A 20,004-nucleotide genomic window follows, 5' to 3' on the forward strand; every position below is an offset into this window, starting at 1 on the left:
AATCGCTAGAAATAGCGCGGGAACGGGCTCCAGTCCGGGTCGCGCTTCTCCAGGAACGCATCGCGGCCCTCGACTGCCTCGTCGGTCATGTAGGCCAGCCGCGTCGCCTCGCCGGCGAACAGCTGCTGGCCCACCAGGCCGTCCTCCGGCAGGTTGAACGCATACTTCAACATCCGGATCGCCTGCGGCGACTTACCGTTGATCTCCAAAGCCCATTGCAGCGCAACGGTTTCCAGATCAGCGTGATCAGCCACCTCGTTGACGGCGCCCATCGCGTGCATCTGTTCGGCGGTGTAGGTGCGGCCGAGGAAGAAGATCTCGCGGGCGAACTTCTGCCCGACCTGACTGGCCAGATACGCCGACCCGTAGCCCGCGTCGAAGCTGCCCACGTCGGCGTCGGTCTGCTTGAAGCGTGCGTGCTCACGACTGGCCAGGGTCAGGTCGCACACCACGTGCAGCGAGTGCCCGCCGCCGGCGGCCCACCCGTTGACCAGACAGATGACGGGCTTGGGCATGAACCGGATCAGTCGCTGCACCTCCAGAATGTGCAACCGTCCGGCGCGGGCGGGGTCAACGCTCTCGGCGGTGTCGCCCGAGGCGTACTGGTAACCGCTGCGGCCGCGGATGCGCTGGTCGCCGCCCGAGCAGAACGCCCAGCCGCCGTCCTTGGGCGACGGCCCGTTGCCGGTCAGCAACACCACGCCGACGTCGGAGGACATCCGGGCGTGGTCGAGGACGCGGTAGAGCTCGTCGACGGTGTGCGGACGGAACGCGTTGCGCACCTCGGGCCGGTCGAACGCCACCCGGACCGTCGGTGTGCGAGCGCCGTCGGCGACGTGGCGGTGGTAGGTGATGTCGGTCAGGTCGTCGAAGCCGGCCACCGGCTCCCAGAGACTGGCGTCGAAGGGGTTGGTCACGGGGTCACACGCTATCGAAGCGGAACACCGAGCAGCGTCCGGCCAACGCCTCGAACTCGTTGGGGTCGGGTCCGGTGACCAGCCCCGCGTTCTTCATGAAGCTCACACCGGTCGGCACGAGGACAGGGAACTGCCGCAGCAGCGGGCGGGCCTGCTCGGCGCTGAGCTCCACCATCCGTACCGGCTCACGCACCTTGCCGCGCACCAGAACCGCATCGGGATTCGACTGGGCGTTGCGCACCCAGTCCGCGCCGGGGAACCCGCCGACGACATAGCGCTTCCCGTCGACCTCGAACGGCGTGATCGGCGTCGAGCGCGGCTGGCCGGACTTGCGACCGGTCACCGTCAGCACCAGCGGACCGTCCTTCATCAGGCCGGTCCTCATCGCCACCATCAACACCTTGTTCATCGGTTTGAGCCACCACGGCGGCTTCGGATCGGCCATGCCCTCCAGTGTGCCGTCACAGCCCGTGGGCCTGTAGTGCCGAGACCAGACCGTCCGCGCGCTGCGACGTCGGCAGCGGGTCGACGAGCGCGAAACCGCAGCCCAGCGCGCGGGCGCCGCCGTCGGCCTCGTCGCTGTCGCCGACCATCAGCGTCCGCCCGGCGGGCACTCCCAGCCGGTCCAGGGCGGTCTGGAAGATCGCCGGATCCGGCTTGACGGCACCGACCTCGAACGACAGCACGAACTCGTCGACCGCGCCCGCCAGGCCGACCCCGTCGAAAGCCGGCCGCAGGTCGAAGGCGATGTTGGACACCACCGCGATGCTGATGCCGTGCTGGCGCAACGCGCCGAGCACCGCGGCGGTGTCCGGGTAGGGCGTCCAGCTCGCCGGGTCGATCACCCGGGCGTACAACGACTCGGCGTGGTGGCGGGCCAGGCCGGATTCGCGCAACACGTGCAGGTAGGCCTCGCGGTGCAGGTGCGGCGCCAGGTCCCGGTTCACCCATGCGTGCAGCGCCTCGGGCGTCATGTGCACCGACCGGCCGGTCGGGGCGGTGAGTCGCCGCATCAGCTCGGCCTGCACGTGGCCGTCGATCTCGCGGCGGTCGTCGCTGTCGAGTTCCATGCCGGCGAACCAGCTGTCGTCCTCCTCGAGCCGGAACAGGGTGCCGGAGAAATCGAACAGCACAGCAGCGACGTCGTTCACGCCACCATCGTGCCAGGTGTGAAATGCCCGCCAAACGGCTAAATAAGCGCATGGCCGCGTCCGAATCGTTCCCGCTGCAGACTGTCGTGGTGGTTCCCGCGCACAACGAGCGGGCGCATCTGCCGGAATGCCTGCGGGCGCTGACCACCGCCGCGCTGTGCCTTCCGACGCCGGTCTCGGTGGTCGTGGTGCTCGACTCGTGCGACGACGACAGCGAAGGACTGGCCGGCCGGTTCGGTCCCGACGTGCATTTCGTCTCGGTGGACGCGGCCAATGTCGGCGCCACCCGTGCCGCCGGGTTCGAGTACGCGCGGTCGCTGTTCGCCGGGGTCGACCCCGCGGACACCTGGTATGCCACCACCGATGCGGACAGCGTCGTCGACGCCGACTGGCTGGTGCGGATGGTGGACCCCGATCTGCACGCCGACGCGGACATGGTGCTCGGGGTGGTTCGCGTGCCGAACTGGCGGAACTTCTCCCCCGCAGTGGTGCGCCGCTACCTGCGTTCGTATCGGTCCAGCGGACCCGGTCACGACCACGTGCACGGGGCCAACATGGGTTTCCGGGCCGACGCCTACTGGCACGCGGGCGGCTTCCGTGCCCTGGCCACCGGGGAGGACGTCGCACTGGTGCACCGTTTCGAGGAGGCCGGGCTGAGCGTGCACCGCGACCGGGAGTTGTCGGTGGCGACGTCGGATCGGCGCGAGGGCCGCGCCCCCGGCGGCTTCGCCCAGCACCTGAAGAGCCTGGCGCGGCGGCGGCCCCAACCGAAGGCCGGTGCAGGGGCGTGACGGTGGCGATGGTCAACACGTGGCTCGCGTCGGGTGCGCTGGATCTCCCGCTGCCCGGGGCAGGGGCGACGGCCCAGCGCTTCCACCGGTTGGCCGCACTCGCCGAGGCCGATGTGGTGGCAGGGCGGCTCGCCGAAGCCCACCTCGACGCGCTGGCGATTCTGGCCGAATTGGACAGCCCCGCACCGCAGCCCGGTCAGTTGTGGGGGGTGTGGGCCGCGGAGTCCCGTGACGCGGTCCTGGGCGCCCGCGACGACAGGGGTCGTGTCGTGCTGGACGGCACCAAGGTGTGGTGCTCGGGAGCAGGGTTGTGCTCGCACGCGCTCGTCACCGCGCGGCTGTCCACCGGCGAGCGCGGGTTGTTCGCGGTCGCTCTCGAAGACCGTGGCGTGCACCCGCTGCCGAGCAGTTGGCGCAACGCCGGGATGGCTGAGTCCGATACCCGGGCAGTGCAATTCACCGCCACGCCGGCGGTCGCCGTCGGACATCCGGGCGAGTACCTATCCCGGCCGGGATTCTGGCACGGCGCAGCAGGGGTCGCGGCGTGCTGGCTCGGCGGCGCCCGGGCGGTGGCGGCGCCGCTGTACGCCAGGGCGGGCGCCGAGACCGCGGACGCGCACGCCCTGGCGCACCTCGGTGCCGTGGACGCGGCGCTGGCTGCCGCCGACGCCATGCTGATGTCGGTGGCCCACGAGATCGACGAGGATCCGTTGAACCGCAAGGGCCGTGCCGAACTGCTGGCGCGACGCGCCCGTGCCGTGGCCGAGACCGCTGTGGGCGAGGCGGTCGACCGGACCGCGCGGGCGCTGGGCCCGGCACCGCTGTGCCTGGACGCGGCGCACGCGCGGCGGGTGGCCGACCTGTCGATCTACGTCCGGCAGAGTCATGCCGAGCGGGATCTGGAACGCCTGGGCGTGCTCGCAGGGGGTGCGTCGTGACCACCGCGCGGACCGGCAATTCCGCGCGGCTGGCGGCCCGACCGCTGGCCGACGGCGGCACCCCGACGGATGCGTGGCTCGACGCCGGGTTGCGGCTGCCCAGCCTCGATCTGGGCGACTGCCCCGAGGTGGTGCTGGTGGGCGCACACCCCGACGACGAGACCCTGGGGTTCGGTGGTACGGCGGTGCAACTGGCCGAGGCCGGGGTGCGGGTGCAGATCGTCTCGGCCAGCGACGGCGGCGCTGCTCACCCGAATCAGTCGCTGCTGCAACGGTTTCAATTGGAGCGAGTGCGGCGCGCGGAGCTGCGCTGCGCTGCCGGGGTGTTGGGACTCAATGCTCCGTTCTGCCTGGGGCTTCCGGACGGGCAGATCGCCCAGCACGAGGATCGGCTGGCGGATCTGCTCACCGAGTTGCTGGCCACCAAGCCGGCCGGGACGTGGTGCGCGGCGACCTGGCGTGGTGACGGTCATCCCGATCACGAGGCGGTCGGTCGGGCGGCCGCCGTGGCCGCCGAGCGCAGCGGCGCAGTGCTGATGGAGTACCCGGTGTGGATGTGGCACTGGGCGCACCCCGATGACACCGCCGTACCGTGGGATCGCGCATATTCGGTTCCGCTGAGCCGATTCGCCGTCGAGCGCAAGAACCTCGCGGCCCAGACCTTTCGCAGCCAGTTCGTGCCGCCGGCACCGGGGGTCCCGCCGGTGCTTCCCCCGTTCGTGCTGAGCAGGCTGCTGGCGGTGGGTGAGGTGGTCTTCCGCTGACTACACGACTGCCCGACAGCTACTTCGACCGTATGTACGCGGAATCGGCGGATCCGTGGCACCTGCAGGCGCGCTGGTACGAACAGCGCAAGTACGCGATCACCACCGCGTTGTTGCCCTATCCGCGCTACCGGCACGCGTTCGAGCCGGGCTGCTCGGTCGGCGTGCTCACCGAGAAGCTGCTCGACCGGTGTGACCATGTGACCAGCACCGACATCAGTGTCGGCGCGTTGGACGCCACCCATCGGCGGCTGCTGGCGCGCGGCATGCGGGATCGGGTGACGTTGTTGCGCGGCTCGCTCGACCAGCCCTGGCCCGCCGGACCTTTTGATCTCGTGGTGCTGTCGGAGCTGTGCTACTACCTGCAGCCCGAGTTGCTGCGGGAGGTGCTCGACCGGGAGGTGCCGCGGCTCGGTCCGGCCGCGACGGTGGTCGCGGCACACTGGCGCCACCGGGTGCAGGAGTATCCGATGGCCGGGGACCGGGCCAACGACATCATCGGCGCGACGCCGGGTCTGCATCACCTCGGGGTGTATCGGGATGCCGACGTGGTGATCGATGTGTTCGACAGAGGCGGGGGAGCGTCGGTCGCATCACGCACCGCGGTCCCCGGTGCCTAGCCACCTCTGGCTCGAGAAGCTTTGGTCTGCAACACTTCGCGCTCGCGGTCGTTGGCGGCCAGTGCGGCCGCGCGGTCGAACTGGACTGCCGCGTCGGCGGTGCGGCCGAGTCGCGACAGCAGTTCTCCGCGCACGCTCGGCAGCAGATGGGATCCGTCGAGACCTTCGATCCGGTCGAGGATTCCCAGTGCCCGTGACGGTCCCGTCTGGGGGTCGGCCATGGCCACGGCGATGGCCCGATTGAGTTCGACCACCGGAGACGGAGCGAGCGCCAGCAGTGCGTCGTAGAGGGCGACGATGCGCGGCCAGTCGGTGTCGCCGGCGGTCGGTGCGACTGCGTGACATTCGGCGAGTGCGGCCTGCAACGTGTAGTAACCCCAACCGATCTGATTGCGCGCCAGCGCATCAGAGGCCCGCTGCAGCGCACGCACGCCACGCTGGATCTGAGCACGGTCCCACCTGGCGCGGTTCTGCTCCTCGAGGAGAATCGGTGTGCCGTCGGCGTCGGTGCGGGCTCCCAGGCGTGAGGACTGGAACTCCATCAGCGCGACCAGCCCGTGGACCTCGGCTTCGTCGGGGGCCAACGCCGCCAGCACTCGGCCTAGACGCAGTGCCTCGCTGCACAATTCGCCGCGGACCCAGCGCTGTCCGGCGGAGGCGGCATACCCCTCGTTGAAGATCAGGTAGATGACGTTGAGGACCGAGGACAACCGCTGCGGGTGCTCCGAGCGGCCCGGAACCTCGAACGGCACCCCGGCAAGCGCCTTCTTGGCCCGGACGATGCGTTGGGCGATCGTGGCCCGCGGGGTGAGGAACGCCTTGGCGATCTCGTCGGTGGTCAGGCCGCCGACCACCCGCAGGGTCAGCGCGATCTGGTTCTCCCTGGACAGCGTCGGGTGGGCGGACATGAAGATCAGCAGCAGCACGTCGTCGTCGATGCGGTCGGGGTCCCAGGTGTCGTCGACGTGATTCTCCAGCTCGCGGGCCAGCACGGCGTACTTCGCGTCGAGGGTGTCCTGCCTGCGCCAGTGGTCGACGGCCTTGCGTTTGGCGACGGTGGTCAGCCACGCGCCGGGATTGCGGGGGACCCCGGTGCCCGGCCACTGGGTCAGGGCGTCGACCAGGGCTTCCTGGGCGAGGTCCTCGGCCAGGCCGATGTCCCCGACCGTGCGGGTCAGGGTGGCGACGATCTTCGCGGCCTCGATGCGCCACACCGCATCGACGGTCTGTCGCAGGTCGGCGGCGTCCACGTTCCCCATTATTTCCCGGAGCTCAGCGCCCGAGCACCGGCGAGGCGGGGATCGAAGCGGGCGGCTACCGGTTCGGCTCAGACGTAGCGGGCGCGGCCCGCCAGGGCGCCCGCCACGATCTGTACGGCGTAGACCACCAGGAACATCGTCCACGGAACCGTCCAGCCGTGGGACATGTCGTGGAGCAGGCCGAACAGAAACGGACCGGTGCCCGCGAGGAGGTAGCCGAATCCCTGCGCCATGCCCGACAGTTGCGCGGTGTCCTCGGAGGTGCGGGCACGCAGCGCGATCACCGCGAGCGCCATCGCGAACGCGCCCATGCCGACGCCGATCAGCACGCTCCAGAGGACCGGTTGTGCGGCCGGCGCCACCATCAGGCCGACCGCGCCGGCGAAACCCACCACACCGAGCCCGACGATCCACCCGCTCTGGTTGGCGCTGCGGGCCGCCAGCGGGGAGATCACCAGCGCCACCGGCACCCCGATCAGCGACACCAGCCCGACGAGCAGCCCGGCGTGCAGCTTGCCGATCCCGTTGTCGATGAACACCTGCGGCAGCCAACCCATCACGATGTAGGCCATGAACGCCTGGCAGCCGAAGAACAGCGTGACCGTCCAGGCGAGCGGGTTGGCCAGCAGTGAGCGCGGCCGCGCTGAAACCCTGCTCTGCTCGGCCCACGTCCCACGGTGTCGCCGGGCGGCCGGCAGCCACACCGCGAGCGCCACGAATGCCACCACCGCCCACGTCGCGAGGGCGAGGCGCCAGCCGCCGAGGGGGTCCTCCAGTCCGGGTGTCACGGCTGAGCCGAGCGCACCGCCGCCCTGCAGCGCGGCGGTGTAGATGCCGGTCATCAGGCCGACCCGGGCCGGGAACGAACCTTTGATGACGACGGGGATCAGCACGTTGATCAGCGCGATGCCGGCGCACGCGACGAGGGTGGCGCCGATGACGACGTGCGGTCCGTCGACCACCCGCGCCGCCAGACCGACGGTCAGCGCGAGCATGGCCGCCGAGATGGTGCGCCCGAGACCGAACCTCGAGGACAACCGCGGCGCAGCCAGACCGGCGGCCGCGAAGCACAACGCGGGCAGGGTGGTCAGCAACCCCGCCCAGGTGGCGGATACCGCGAGGTCGGTGCGCATCTCGCCGAGCAGTGGGGCCACGCTGGTGACGGCGGGTCGTAGGTTGAGGGCGGTCAGGACGACCGCCACCGCCAGCAGCGCTCCGCCGGCGACCGTGGGAACGCCGTCCCGGCCGTCGGCTGCGGGTGGGTGGATCTCCGGCGGGGTACTGCGCACCCCGCTACACTGCCATACATCCCATGATTGGTTGAAAGGATGTCTTTGTGCCGTTGAGCACTGCGCGGCGCGCCGGCCTGGTCGAGCAGGTCATCGACCAGCTTCGCCATGCGGTGTCGGCCGGTGAATGGCCGGTGGGTCAGCGCATCCCCAACGAGGCGGTGCTCGTGGAGTCGCTGGGGGTGGGACGAAACACCGTGCGCGAGGCGGTCCGCGCCCTGGCCCACGCCGGAATCCTCGAGGTCCGGCAGGGGGACGGCACCTATGTCCGGGCGACCAGTGAGGTGTCGGGGGCGCTGCGCCGACTCTGCGGCGCCGAGCTTCGCGACGTCCTCCAGGTGCGCCGCGGGCTGGAGGTCGAAGCGGCGCGCCTGGCGGCCGCCCAACGCACCGAGGCCGACCTGTCCGAGCTTCGAGCGTTGCTGGCCCGCCGCGACGGGTACCAGGCCGGAGGGGACACCGACGAGTTCGCGCGCGCTGACGCGGAGTTCCATCTCGCCGTGGTGCGAAGCTCACACAACCCGATGCTCACCGAGCTGTACCGCGGCCTGATCGAGGCCATCACGGCCAGCGTCGCGACCACCCACGAGAAGCCGGTGGAGATCGTCGATCACGCAGTGCTGCTCGAGCACATCGCCGCCGGCGATGTGGAGCGGGCGGCGCTGACGGCGGCTGCGCTGCTCGACGGCATCCTCACCGCCCTGGACGGCTAACCGACAGCCCGGCCCGAACTCTCCCAGAACTGCGCCCGCACCGCCTTCTTGTCCGGCTTGCCCAGCGCGGTGACCGGCACCGACTCGACGACGATGACCTGCTTGGGCACGTGCACCGACCCCTTGCGCTCCTTCACCGACGCCTGGATCTCGGCGGTCATGGCCGCGACGGTGGCGTCGTCGGATTCGATGTCGGGTCGCAGCACCACCACGGCCGTCACCGCCTCGCCCCACTTCTCGTCGGGGGTGCCGATCACGCATACCTGGGCGACCGAAGGATGTTCGGCCACCACGTCTTCCACCTCACGCGGGAACACGTTGAAACCACCGGTGACGATCATGTCCTTGGTGCGGTCGACGATGAAGTAGAAACCGTCGGAGTCTTCGCGGGCCAGGTCGCCGGTACGCATCCAGCCGTCACGGAAGGTGTCGGCGGTGGCATCGGGAAGGTTCCAGTACCCCCCGGCGAGCAGCGGTCCCGATACGCAGATCTCACCGACCTCACCTTGCGGAACCGGCTGACCGTCCTCGCCCAGCAGCGCCACCCGCGCGAACAGCGTCGGGCGCCCGCACGAGGTCAGTCGCTTCTCGTCGTGGTCCTTCTTGGACAGGTAGGTGATCACCATCGGCGCCTCGGACTGGCCGTAGTACTGCGCGAAGATCGGCCCGAACCGACGGATCGCCTCGGCCAACCGCACCGGGTTCATCGCCGAGGCGCCGTAGTAGACGGTCTCCAGCGACGACAGATCCCGGGTGTGGCTGTCGGGGTGGTCCATCAGCGCGTAGATCATCGACGGCACCAGCATGGTCGCGGTGATCTTCTGCTCCTCAATCACCCGCAGCACCTCGGCCGGGTCGAACTTCGTCAACACGATCAGTTCGCCGCCCTTGACGATGACCGGGGTGAAGAACGCCGCACCGGCGTGGGAGAGCGGTGTGCACATCAGAAAGCGCGGGTTCTCCGGCCACTCCCACTCCGCCAACTGCACCGTGGTCATCGTGGTGATCGACTGCGTCGTCCCGATGACACCCTTGGGCTTGCCGGTGGTGCCGCCGGTGTAGGTGAGCCCACCGATGTGATCGGGCGGGAGGTCGGCGGCAACCAGAGGCTTGGCCGGGTACTTGGCCGCTTCGGCGTTCAGGTCGATGGCCTTGACACCGCTGTCGGCGAGTTCGGCGGGCACCGGGCCGATCGTCAGGATCTGCTCGAGCGAGGGCACCTTCTGCATCAGGCCGAGCGCGCGCTCGACGAACATCGGGTTGGGGTCGATGATCAGCGAGGTCACCTCGGCGTCGGAGAGCACATAGGCGTGGTCGTCGAGCGAGCCGAGAGGATGTAGCGCGGTGCGCCGGTAACCCTGGGACTGGCCGGCGCCGATGATCATCAGCACCTCAGGGCGGTTGAGGGAGAGCAGACCGACCGCCGCTCCGGTCCCGGCGCCCACCGCTTCGAAGGCCTGGATGTACTGGCTGATCCGGTCGGCGAGCTCGCCGCCGGTCATCGTGGTGTCTCCGAGGAACAACACCGGCCGGTCCTTGTGGCGTTTGAGCGCACCCACTGTGAGGTGGCCGGAGTGCAGGGGATGGCGCAGCAAGTCACTCATGGGGACCAGACTAGAACGTGTTCCAATTGCAGTCACAGGGTCTGCGCCATTTCCGCCGGACTACTGCCAGACGCCCTCTTTCTTCCACTTCAGTTCCTTCTGGACCCATTCGTTGTCCTGCGGGAACTCCTCGGTCTCGGTGACGCGTCGCACCTCCAGCCGGGCGCCCGGGCCCAGCGGGCACTTGCGCGCCCACTGCTTGGCCTCCTCGATCGACGACACCCCGAGCATCCAGAAACCGTTGAACAACTCCTTGGCCTCGGTGTACGGGCCGTCGGTCACCACCGGGGTGTCGGAGTCGAAGTCGACGACGAAACCGTCCTCCGGCCCGGCGAGTCCCTCACCGGCGAGCAACACCCCGGCCTTGATGAGCTCTTCGTTGTAGCGGCCCATCGCCTCGATCACGTCGTTGAAGTCGACGTTCTCCATCGCCTTCTCGGCCTCCGGGGTCGACCGCAGGATCAGCATGTAACGAGTCATCAGTTCTCTCCTTCGTTCTCGGGAAGGCTCGTCCAGTCTTGTTCGGGCGGCCCTCACACACACGTCGATCAGCGAGACCGGAAATCGACACCAACGAGGAAATTTTCTTCAGGAGCCCGGGAATCGGCTCGGTACACGTCCCCCAACGCAACCAGCCCTTGCGGGCAGCCACGCTGCCGCATGGATTCCGGGAAACGGTTCCGACCCAAAATGTTAACGTGCATACTTTGACGACGGGCGTAGGTCTGGCTCCTCAGTGGGGTGGCGAGGCGCTCGACAATCGCATCATAACTGTTGTTGTATATCGAAATCCAGCATGAACGGCGGGCGGTCAGATCTCACGCGGCACGGAAGTCACGGATATTAAGTGAACAACGATTCGAATCATGTCGATCATCCACCTACCCGCGGAGGTCGGGCACTGGGAGGCGGTGTCGACGAGATCGTGGGCTGGGCCGACGGTTACGTCAGGCGCCATCCGCTGGCGTCGCTGTCCACCGTCGGGGATCAGTTCGTCCTCGGGGTGCGCACGCTGCAGTACCTGCTGATCGACCTGCTGACCGGTCGCTTCCAATGGCAGGAATTCATCAAGCAAGGCGCCTTCATGGCCGGAACGGCCGTGTTGCCCACCGTGCTGGTGGCTCTCCCGATTGGCGTCACGCTGTCCATCCAGTTCGCCCTGCTGGCAGGTCAGGTGGGCGCCACGTCGCTGGCAGGCGCCGCAAGTGGGCTTGCCGTCATCCGCCAGGCAGCGTCGTTGACTGCGGCGGTCCTGATGGCCGCGGCGGTCGGATCGGCAATCACCGCGGACCTGGGATCCCGCAAGATGCGCGAGGAGACCGACGCCATGGAGGTGATGGGGGTCTCGGTGATCCGGCGGCTCGTCGTTCCCCGATTCGCCGCCGCCATCCTCATCGGCGTCGCGCTCACCGGCGTGGTCTGCTTCGTCGGCTTCCTTGCCAGCTATCTGTTCAACGTGTACTTCCAGAACGGCGCACCCGGCAGCTTCGTCGCCACCTTCGCGTCGTTCGCGACCACCGGAGACCTGGTGGTGGCACTGGTCAAGGCTGTGATCTTCGGCGCCATCGTCGCGGTCGTCTCATGTCAGAAAGGCCTGTCGACGAAGGGCGGTCCCACCGGGGTGGCGAACTCGGTGAACGCGGCTGTGGTCGAGTCGATTCTGGTGCTGATGATCGTCAACGTCGCGATCAGCCAGCTCTACATCATGATGTTCCCGCGGGTCGGGCTGTAGTGATGGCGGCGTCGACGTTCTCACCCGCCGTGGTCGGCGGGCTGTTGCGGGTGTACCGGCGGGGTACGACGCCGGTCGTGCGGCTCGGTCACATGCTGGTGTTCTTCGGCCGCGCCGTGATGGGTGTTCCGGTGGTGTTGCGGCACTACCGGAGCGAGTTCACCCGGCTGCTCTCCGACGTCGCCTGGGGCAACGGCTCATTGGTGGTCGGCGGCGGAACCGCCGGGGTGGCCATCGTGCTCGGGATCACCGTCGGTGCGCTGGTCGGCATCGAGGGATACAACTTCCTGGACCTTCTGGGGCTCGGCCCAGCCACCGGTATCATCTCGTCGTTGGTGAACACCCGCGAACTCGCGCCTATCGCGGCGTCGCTGGCTTTCGCCACCCAGGCTGGCTGCCGGTTCACCGCACAGCTGGGGTCGATGCGCATCGCCGAGGAGATCGACGCACTCGAATCCCTTGGCATCCGCCCTATCCCGTACCTGGTGACGACGCGGTTGATGGCCTCGGTGATCGCGGTGATACCCCTCTACGTCGCGTGCCTCGCGGTCAGCTACCTGACCACCCAAATTGTGGTCCAGATCATCAGCGGCGGGTCCACGGGTTCGTACCTGCACTATTTCAGCTTGATGCTGTCCGGCCAGGACATCCTCTACTCGGTCCTCAAGACCATCATCTTCGTGTGGATCGCGTCGACGGTCCAGTGCTACTACGGCTTCTACGCCAGCGGCGGCCCAGTCGGTGTCGGCGTCGCCGCCGGCCATGCAATGCGGGCCAGTATCACCGTGGTGATCATGGTCAACATGCTGCTCACGATGGCGCTGTGGTCCATCGATGCCGGAGCGAGGTTCGGAGGCTAGATGGCGAATCCCTTTGAGCTGGACGGGCGTGGTCCCACCGAACGGCAATTCCTCGGCAGCGGCATCGCGCTGATCGTGATCACCGCACTTGTCGCCGGCCTGCTTCTGCTCAAGTCCACCGGACGCCTTGAGTCCAGCGTGCGGGTGGTCGCAGCCCTGGTTAACGTCGGCGACGGCCTGCCGCAGCGATCCGACGTCAAGTACCATGGTGTGCTGGTCGGCGCCGTTCAGAGGGTCACGCCCGCGGAGTATGGCGATCCCAACTTCGTTCACATCGTCCTCAAACCCGAATATGCAAAGTCGATTCCGGCTGCCGTGACCGCGCGGGTGGTGCCCAGCAACGTCTTCGCGGTGTCGTCGGTGCAACTCGTCGACCCTGCCGGGCCGGCCAGCGGTGTGAGCCCCGGACCCACCATCGCGTCCGGCGCCGAGATCCCCGAGGACACCGAGTTGCCGACCGTGCTGTTTCAGACCACCATCAGCAAGCTGCGGGACATCCTCGCTGCGACCGGGCGCGGTCGCGAGGACGACACGATCGGCATTCTCGCCGCGGTGAACGCGGCCACCGAGAACCGTCGAACCGAATTGCTCACCAGCGGTGCACAGTTGAACCGGCTGGTCGATCAGCTCGATCAGATCGTGGCCACTGAGCCGGATCAGACCACGGTCTCGGCACTCGTTGACGCGACGCGCGGCCTTGCGCAGACCGCCCCCGAGCTCGTCGATGCGCTGCACCAGGCGGTGCAACCCATGCAGACGCTCGTCGAGCAGGACGCACAGCTCACCGCGCTCGTCAACGGCGGCATCCACACGGTGGGCACGACGCACACCGCGCTGAACAACCACACCGATCGGATGGTCCGGATCACCACCGAACTGACCCCGGTGATCGGCAGCCTGGCCCAGACCTCGCACCACTGGGTGCCCGCGTTCGTCAAACTGAATCAGTTGTCGGACCGGTTCTTCGACGAGGTCTGGATCCACGAGCGGGACATCGGCAACATGCGGGTGAATCTGTCGTTCGCGCCGACCTACTCCTACACCAGGGCGGACTGCCCGGAGTACGCCGGGCTGAAGGGGCCGAGTTGTTTCACCGCCCCGCTGGTGCCGACACGGCCCGAACTACCGGATGTGCTGTTGCCGCAGAACTACCAGCCGCCTGCGGACCTGATGCCCCCGCCGGGCACCGAGATCGGGCCCAGTGGCAATCTGGTCGCCGTGGGTCCACCGCTGGTGAACCCCAATCCCGATCTGACGGATCCTAATCCGCCGCTACCACCGTGGATGCCTCCGTCGCAGCCGGTGCCCGGCACCGCCAACCCGGTGCTGGTCCCTGTCCCCCCGCCGCCGGTGCCGTTGTCGCCGCCGGCCCCGGTCGCGCCGCGCCCGGGTGATCCCCCGATGGCCGCGGAGGCCGCACCGGCCTCCTACGGCGGAAACGTGGGACCTGTTGGCAGTCAACAGGAACGCACCCAGCTCGGCATCGTCACCGGCCGACCGGCCACGGTGGCGACCCAGCTGCTGCTCGGTCCGGTCGCGCGCGGCACGACAGTTGCCATCAGCGAGGAGCCTCGATGAAACACCGCGGCGCAATGGCAGGATTGTCGATCTTCATGGTCGTGGCCGTCACGCTGACGTGGTTGGTGTATGTCACGCTCCGGCGAGATGTGGCGGGGACGACCGCGCCGTACGCCGCGATGTTCACCGATGTGTTCGGCCTGCGTGAGGGTGATGACGTCCGAATGGCCGGGGTTCGTGTCGGGCGTGTCCAAAGTATCGAGCTGCAAGGTGATCTCGCCAAGGTGTCGTTCGTGGTGCAGAGCAACCAGCAGCTGCTCGGGACCACTGTCGCCTCGGTGACGTACCAGAACATCGTCGGTCAGCGTTATCTCGGTCTGTCGCTGGGTACCAGGGGAGAGCCCGACCCATTGCCGGCGGGCAGCGTCATCCCCCTCGAGCGGTCCGATCCGTCGTTCGACGTGACCAGACTGCTCAACGGTTACGAGCCGTTGTTCAGCCTGCTCAACCCGAGGGATGCCGACAACCTCACCCGCGGCGTCATCCAGTCGCTACAGGGTGACGAGGCGTCGATCACCGCACTCGTGGACCAGACATCCCGGTTGACCGATTCGTTCGCCGGCCGCGACGAAGAACTCGGCACGGTGATCACCGACCTGAACATGGTGATGAGAAACCTCGCCCGGCACAACGACAGCCTCGATCAGATTCTCACCGAGGCGCAGTCGGCGGTGTCCATCTTCGACGGGCAGCGTTCCGAGTTGGTGGACTCGACGGGGTCGATCGCACGGGTGGTGCAGCAGCTCTCGGAGATCACCGATGAGGTGTATCCAGATCTGAAGGAACTTGTGGATCGTCAGCCCGGGTTCGCCCAGCACATGGTCGGCATCGAACCCCAGCTGGCGTTCACCGGCGCCAATCTGCCGTTGCTGCTCAAGGGTTTTGCGCGGCTCACCGGTGACGGGGCGTACGCCAACGCGTATGCCTGCGACCTCAACGCCACCGGATTCTTCCCCGGACTCAACGATGTGGTGCCGATCGTTGTCGACGCGGCGACCCCCGGCAACAATGCCCGTTACTCCCCGAAATGCAGGAACATGGCAAATGGCTGAACCGAAGAAGAAGTCGCGGCGGCCACTGGAGGACCGCAACAAGGTCGGCCTCGGCCTCGTAGCGATCATCGTGGTGAGCGTGCTGGTCGGGGCGCTGCTGCTGGTGCGGGCCACTGACGTCGGTTACCGTCACTACACGGCGCAGTTCCTCCAGGCCGCTGCGCTGCGACCGGGCAATCCGGTCACCGTCGCCGGCATACCGGTCGGCGAGGTGACGAGCATGGAGCTGGCGGGCGACCATGTCAAAGCCGGTCTGAAGGTGCGCAATGACGTCGAACTCGGCGCGGACTCCCGGGCGATCATCAAGGTCACCACCATTCTCGGTTCGCGCTACCTGTCACTGCAGCCCGCCGGCGAGGGCTCGCTGCCCGAGGGCAGCTTCGACCTCGCGCACACCGAGGTCCCCTACGACCTGCAGGAGGCCCTGACAGACGTCACGACCACCTACGAACAGGTCGATTCCGACCAGTTCGCCGAGACGCTCGGAATCCTCGGCGAGCAGTTGCAGGGGCTGCCACCGGTGGTCCCGCAGGCGCTGGAGAACACCCATACGCTGTCGACGATCGTCGCCGACCGACGCGACCAACTCGGTTCGTTGCTGGAAACCACGGAATTGGTCAGCACCACCCTGCGCCGTCAGCAGGCGAACATCGCCAGCATGGTCCGGCAGGGTAACGATCTGTTGGGCGAGTTCGTGATGCGGCGGGCATCATTCCACGCCATGATGGACGCGATCACCAATCTTGTTGAGACGCTGAGCAACATCGTGATCGACGACCGTGACGAGCTGGAGGGGCTACTGGTCGATGTCCGGGAGCTCTCCGACATGCTCGGCCAGAACGACGCGATGCTGCGCAGTGTCCTGCAGTCGGCCCCGCTCGCGTTGCGCGGACTGGCCAACGCCACCGGTTCGGGCAACGCGGTCGATTTCAACGCGGCCAACGGATTGCTCGTCGATTCGTGGGTGTGCGCGATCAGCGGCCGGGCCAAACAATTCAGCATGATCGAGTACCTGAAGGACTGCAAGTGACGACCGTTAGAGCAAGGCTGGTAGCGCTGTTCGCCGCAGCAGTGGTGATTGCCGGCGGCATTGCAGCATCCGGATGGTCCGTTGTCTCGGACCGGTTCGACACCATCTCGGTGACCGCGCAGTTCGACAATGTGGCTGGACTCTATGAGGGCAATACCGTTGCGGTACTGGGAATGCCGGTGGGGCAGGTCACCAAGATCGTCGCGAAGGGCGGCTACGTGGAGGTGGAGTTCACCGTTGACGGTGACGTCCAGGTGCCTGCTGATGTCCAGGCGGTGACCATATCGAACTCGATCCTGACCGACCGGCAGATCGAACTGACACCGCCCTACCGTGGTGGGCCGACCTTGCAGCACCGCGACACCATCGGCCTCAATCGCACAACAACGCCGGTCGAGTTCGCCAGGGTGCTCGATGTGCTCGACAAGCTGTCCACCTCGCTTCGCGGCGACGGCCAGGGGGGCGGTCCGGTCGCCGGCGTCGTCGACGCCAGCGCCGCGATTGCCGACGGGAACGGTCAGGCGATGAAGGATGCGCTCGGCGAGCTGTCCGAAGCCCTGCGGCTGAGCTCCGAGCGGGGCGCGGTGACCGGGGGCCAGTTGAGCGCGGTCATCAGGAACGTCAGCACGTTGTTCGAGGCGGCGGCCGACAACGATGCCACCCTGCGGGAATTCGGCTCGCATGTGAGGCAACTCAGTCAGGTACTCGCCGACGAGCACTTCGGTACCGGGACGACCGGCAAGAAGATCGATGACGTGGTCAACCAGTTGGGTGAGGTGCTGGTCACCCACCGGGATGCGATCAAGCAGATTGTCGCCAACGGCGACATTGCGCTGAACACGACGGTGGACCATCGGCGGGATCTCGCAGAGCTCCTCGACCTGACCCCGATGACACTGGACAACATCTACAACGCGATCGACCGGACCAACGGGGCGGTTCGCGTGCATGTGCTCACCGACAAGGTGCTGTTCGACACCCAGACGGTCAAAGAGATGTGCAACATGATGGGTTTGCGTCAGCTGGGCTGCAGTACCGGCACCCTGCAGGACTTCGGTCCCGACTTCGGTCTGAGCTACGTGCTGGACGGCCTCGCAGCGATGGGGCAGAAGTGATGGCCCACCCCGGAAAGTCGCTGGTTGCACTGGCACTTGCCACCTGTGTCTCGATATCAGGTTGTGCGACAGACGGATTGGCGAGCCTACCGCTGCCGGCGCCCGGCGGGGGTTCAGATGGTTTCATGTTGACAGCGGTGTTCTCCAACGCGCTGAACCTGCCGGCGATGGCGAAGGTCAGGCTCGCCGGGGCCGACATCGGACAACTGGAGTCGATGGAGGCACACAATTACACCGCGGTGACGACGTTGCGCATCAGGGACGGAGTGCAGTTGCCGCAGGGCAGTACCGCCGAGTTGCGGTCGGCGACACCGCTGGGGGACGTGTTCGTCTCGATCCGGCCTCCGGGTGCGGTGCCGGCGGGAACGCCGTTGCTCGGGGACGGAGACACCATACCGATCGAATCCACCACTGCGGCAGCCACTGTCGAGTCTGTGTTGAGCTCAGCGGCGATCCTGGTGAACGGCGGTGCGGTGCGCAACTTCACCAACGTCATCAATGGTCTGGGTCGTGCGACGGGTGATCAGGGCCAGGCATTCGGTGACCTGATCCGCAAGACCAACCACACCCTGGGGACGCTGAACAATCGGTCCGACCAGATCGCCACCTCGCTGACCGAGACGTCGCGACTGGTCGAACAGCTGGAGGCCAAGAACGACGATCTCGGCGAGTTGATGGAGCAGGCCGGCCCGGCCACCGAGACACTGGCCGCCCACACCAACGAGATCGCCGATCTGGTCCTGCAGATCGGCGGCACCGCTGAGCAGTTGACGAAGTTCCCGTCGATCGCGGGAACCGACACCAGCGGTCGAAGTGTCATCGCGGACGCCAACACGATCGCCGAGGCGTGGAACGACGTGGTGCTGACCCCCGATGCGACGCTCTACGCGCTGAACCGGTTGATGCCGCCATTCGTCAAGTCGACGACGAGCAATGCGATTGCGGTGCGGGCCAGCATCGATCGGTTGGTGCTCGGTTCGATTCCCGATATCGGGTTCGCCGGCGACACCGGTTTGCACGGGCCCAAGCGCTACAACTGGCATCAGCTCGTCGGGTCGATTCAGTACACCCTCTTCCGGTTGCAGGAGCGGATCGTGGGGAAGGGACCCGGAGTGCCGCAGTTGCCGGTCATGCCGAGTCTCACCGACCCGGGGCAGATCGTGACCGCCCCGGGCGCAGCGGCGCCGGCCCCGCCCCCACCGCCGGGGGCGGTACCGCAGGCGCCACCGGCATCGGTATGGACTCCGCCGCCGACACCCGCGTCACAGGCACCTCCGGGACCCGGGGCGCCGGCGCCGCCGGGATCCGCGCCGTTGCTGCCGGCTGAGGCACCACGATGATCGGCGTCGTAGCGGACCACATCGTCGGTATCGTCCGCGTCGGCCACCGGCGCCGGGCCTGGGTGTCAGCGGGCGCCCTGCTGCTGACCTTGGTCGTGGCGAGTGGATACCTGTTCATCGGTGCGCTGCAGGTCAACCCGGTAGCGTCGAGCTACCGGGTGACGGTGAAGCTGCCGGAATCCGCCGGTCTGCTGCCGAATCAGAACGTCACATTGCGCGGCGTCCCGATCGGCCGGGTCGAACGCCTCGACATCACTCCCGCGGGCGTCAACGCGGTCGTGACGGTCGATTCGACGGTTGCGGTCCCGGCGTCGAGCGAGGTACGGGTGTCCGGGTTGTCACCGGCCGGTGAGCAGTACATCGACTTCGTCGCAGCCAGCGGCGAGGGGCCGTATCTGAGTGACGGAAGCGTGGTGGCCGAGGCAGACACCACGGTGCCGGTGAGTCTGGCCGATCTGCTCGCGAACGCCGATGGCGCGCTCGCGCAGGTGGATACGACCAAACTCGAGCTCATCCGCAAAGAGCTCAGCATGGGCGACGCCGGACCGCAGAAGCTCGCCGACATCATCGACGGTGGCACATTCCTGCTGTCGACCCTCGATTCGGTGCTGCCCGAGACCACCAGCATGCTCCGCACCAGTCGCGTGGTGCTCACCCTCGCAGCCGACAAGAACGAGGGCATCGGAGTCGCCTCGGAGAACCTCGACCAGACTTTCAACGGTGTGAACCGGATGCGGGACGGTTTCCGCCGGCTGACCAACGAGGCTCCGGAGGCGTTGACCGCCATCGACAATCTGTTCCTCGACAACTCCGACACGATGGTGCAGCTGCTGGGGAACCTGACCACCACTTCGCAGCTTCTCTATCTTCGGGTCCCGGCCTTGAACGCGTTGTTCCCCGATTACCGCACCTCGGTCCTCGACGCCATCGGCAGCATCATGCACGACAACGGGCTGTGGGCCACCGGGGACATCTATCCGCGCTACACCTGCGATTACGGAACACCCCGCCTGCCACCGTCCTCGGCTGACTACCCGGAGCCTTTCATGTACACCTACTGTCGAGACGATCATCCCGGCGTCCTGGTCCGCGGAGCGAAGAATGCGCCCCGTCCGGCCGGCGATGACGGCGCCGGCCCGCCGCCGGGCGCCGATCTCGGCCGCACCACCGATCCGACACCGCGAGGGCGCTACACGATCCCGACGCCGTACGGCGGTCCGACACTGCCGATCGAGCCGCCCCGATGAAACC

Annotated in this window: 20 protein-coding genes; 13 read left to right on the top strand and 7 right to left on the bottom strand. The window is 67.6% G+C overall.

Going from position 1 to position 20,004, the window contains the following annotated elements; translation table 11 throughout:
* Positions 1-5: 5 nt before the first annotated feature.
* The 3 genes from BEMPMBAN_RS10150 to BEMPMBAN_RS10160 are packed head-to-tail and all read right to left on the bottom strand — an operon-like array spanning position 6 to position 2,068.
* Complete coding sequence (locus BEMPMBAN_RS10150; RefSeq protein WP_200845932.1) at positions 6-917, bottom strand: 1,4-dihydroxy-2-naphthoyl-CoA synthase; 912 nt, start codon at positions 915-917, stop codon at positions 6-8.
* A 4-nt stretch (positions 918-921) separates the two neighbouring features.
* Entirely contained in the window at positions 922-1,362 is a 441-nt protein-coding gene (locus BEMPMBAN_RS10155; RefSeq protein WP_159230222.1) for a nitroreductase family deazaflavin-dependent oxidoreductase, read from the bottom strand.
* 16 nt (positions 1,363-1,378) lie between these two features.
* The gene (locus BEMPMBAN_RS10160; RefSeq protein WP_159230223.1) at positions 1,379-2,068 is read right to left on the bottom strand and encodes an HAD family hydrolase; all 690 of its coding nucleotides are present in this window, start codon (positions 2,066-2,068) and stop codon (positions 1,379-1,381) included.
* Positions 2,069-2,118: 50 nt separating this feature from the next.
* Here BEMPMBAN_RS10160 and BEMPMBAN_RS10165 point away from each other — a divergent pair, with 50 nt between their 5' ends.
* The 4 genes from BEMPMBAN_RS10165 to BEMPMBAN_RS10180 are packed head-to-tail and all read left to right on the top strand — an operon-like array spanning position 2,119 to position 5,181.
* The gene (locus tag BEMPMBAN_RS10165; RefSeq protein WP_159230224.1) at positions 2,119-2,859 is read left to right on the top strand and encodes a glycosyltransferase family 2 protein; all 741 of its coding nucleotides are present in this window, start codon (positions 2,119-2,121) and stop codon (positions 2,857-2,859) included.
* Between the two features lie 8 nt (positions 2,860-2,867).
* Complete coding sequence (locus tag BEMPMBAN_RS10170) at positions 2,868-3,797, top strand: acyl-CoA dehydrogenase family protein (protein WP_425294959.1); 930 nt, start codon at positions 2,868-2,870, stop codon at positions 3,795-3,797.
* Entirely contained in the window at positions 3,794-4,561 is a 768-nt protein-coding gene (locus tag BEMPMBAN_RS10175; protein WP_159230226.1) for a PIG-L deacetylase family protein, read from the top strand. Before BEMPMBAN_RS10170 ends, BEMPMBAN_RS10175 begins: the two co-directional genes overlap by 4 nt.
* Positions 4,558-5,181 carry an SAM-dependent methyltransferase gene (locus BEMPMBAN_RS10180; RefSeq protein ID WP_425294960.1) on the top strand — a complete coding sequence of 208 codons (624 nt, stop codon included), beginning with the start codon at positions 4,558-4,560 and terminating at the stop codon, positions 5,179-5,181. Before BEMPMBAN_RS10175 ends, BEMPMBAN_RS10180 begins: the two co-directional genes overlap by 4 nt.
* On the opposite strand, the gene BEMPMBAN_RS10185 is transcribed toward BEMPMBAN_RS10180, so the two are convergent.
* A complete protein-coding gene (locus BEMPMBAN_RS10185) occupies positions 5,178-6,440 on the bottom strand; it encodes an RNA polymerase sigma factor (protein WP_159230228.1) in 1,263 nt (420 codons plus the stop codon). The genes BEMPMBAN_RS10180 and BEMPMBAN_RS10185 overlap by 4 nt on opposite strands.
* A 68-nt stretch (positions 6,441-6,508) precedes the next feature.
* Positions 6,509-7,729 (bottom strand): CynX/NimT family MFS transporter, encoded by a 1,221-nt coding sequence (locus BEMPMBAN_RS10190; RefSeq protein ID WP_159230229.1) that lies wholly within the window; start codon positions 7,727-7,729, stop codon positions 6,509-6,511.
* Between the two features lie 47 nt (positions 7,730-7,776).
* Here BEMPMBAN_RS10190 and BEMPMBAN_RS10195 point away from each other — a divergent pair, with 47 nt between their 5' ends.
* Positions 7,777-8,442 carry a FadR/GntR family transcriptional regulator gene (locus BEMPMBAN_RS10195; protein ID WP_159230230.1) on the top strand — a complete coding sequence of 222 codons (666 nt, stop codon included), beginning with the start codon at positions 7,777-7,779 and terminating at the stop codon, positions 8,440-8,442.
* Here the strand turns inward: BEMPMBAN_RS10195 and fadD8 are convergent.
* Together fadD8 and BEMPMBAN_RS10205 are read right to left on the bottom strand one after the other, a co-directional pair.
* Positions 8,439-10,046: a fatty-acid--CoA ligase FadD8 gene (gene fadD8, locus BEMPMBAN_RS10200; RefSeq protein WP_159230231.1), complete on the bottom strand. Its 1,608-nt coding sequence runs from the start codon at positions 10,044-10,046 to the stop codon at positions 8,439-8,441. The genes BEMPMBAN_RS10195 and fadD8 overlap by 4 nt on opposite strands.
* A 60-nt stretch (positions 10,047-10,106) precedes the next feature.
* Entirely contained in the window at positions 10,107-10,526 is a 420-nt protein-coding gene (locus BEMPMBAN_RS10205) for a YciI family protein (protein ID WP_159230232.1), read from the bottom strand.
* Between the two features lie 421 nt (positions 10,527-10,947).
* On the opposite strand from BEMPMBAN_RS10205, the gene BEMPMBAN_RS10210 reads away from it, so the two are divergent.
* From BEMPMBAN_RS10210 to BEMPMBAN_RS10245, 8 genes are read left to right on the top strand one after another with little or no spacing between them, the layout of a single operon-like run.
* Positions 10,948-11,778, top strand: coding sequence for an MlaE family ABC transporter permease (locus BEMPMBAN_RS10210; RefSeq protein ID WP_159230343.1), 831 nt, complete (start codon positions 10,948-10,950; stop codon positions 11,776-11,778).
* A 2-nt stretch (positions 11,779-11,780) separates the two neighbouring features.
* Positions 11,781-12,638: an ABC transporter permease gene (locus tag BEMPMBAN_RS10215; RefSeq protein WP_159230233.1), complete on the top strand. Its 858-nt coding sequence runs from the start codon at positions 11,781-11,783 to the stop codon at positions 12,636-12,638.
* Positions 12,639-14,216: an MlaD family protein gene (locus BEMPMBAN_RS10220; RefSeq protein WP_159230234.1), complete on the top strand. Its 1,578-nt coding sequence runs from the start codon at positions 12,639-12,641 to the stop codon at positions 14,214-14,216.
* Positions 14,213-15,268 (top strand): MCE family protein, encoded by a 1,056-nt coding sequence (locus BEMPMBAN_RS10225; RefSeq protein ID WP_159230235.1) that lies wholly within the window; start codon positions 14,213-14,215, stop codon positions 15,266-15,268. Before BEMPMBAN_RS10220 ends, BEMPMBAN_RS10225 begins: the two co-directional genes overlap by 4 nt.
* Positions 15,261-16,298 (top strand): MCE family protein, encoded by a 1,038-nt coding sequence (locus tag BEMPMBAN_RS10230; RefSeq protein WP_159230236.1) that lies wholly within the window; start codon positions 15,261-15,263, stop codon positions 16,296-16,298. Before BEMPMBAN_RS10225 ends, BEMPMBAN_RS10230 begins: the two co-directional genes overlap by 8 nt.
* The gene (locus tag BEMPMBAN_RS10235; RefSeq protein WP_159230237.1) at positions 16,295-17,413 is read left to right on the top strand and encodes an MlaD family protein; all 1,119 of its coding nucleotides are present in this window, start codon (positions 16,295-16,297) and stop codon (positions 17,411-17,413) included. The genes BEMPMBAN_RS10230 and BEMPMBAN_RS10235 overlap by 4 nt, the downstream gene beginning before the upstream one ends.
* Complete coding sequence (locus BEMPMBAN_RS10240; RefSeq protein WP_159230238.1) at positions 17,413-18,753, top strand: MlaD family protein; 1,341 nt, start codon at positions 17,413-17,415, stop codon at positions 18,751-18,753. Before BEMPMBAN_RS10235 ends, BEMPMBAN_RS10240 begins: the two co-directional genes overlap by 1 nt.
* Entirely contained in the window at positions 18,750-20,000 is a 1,251-nt protein-coding gene (locus BEMPMBAN_RS10245) for an MlaD family protein (RefSeq protein ID WP_159230239.1), read from the top strand. Before BEMPMBAN_RS10240 ends, BEMPMBAN_RS10245 begins: the two co-directional genes overlap by 4 nt.
* Positions 20,001-20,004 lie beyond the last annotated feature (4 nt).

Origin of the sequence: Mycolicibacterium austroafricanum, from assembly GCF_902705885.1 — a bacterium.
GTDB classification, from domain to species: domain Bacteria; phylum Actinomycetota; class Actinomycetes; order Mycobacteriales; family Mycobacteriaceae; genus Mycobacterium; species Mycobacterium vanbaalenii_A.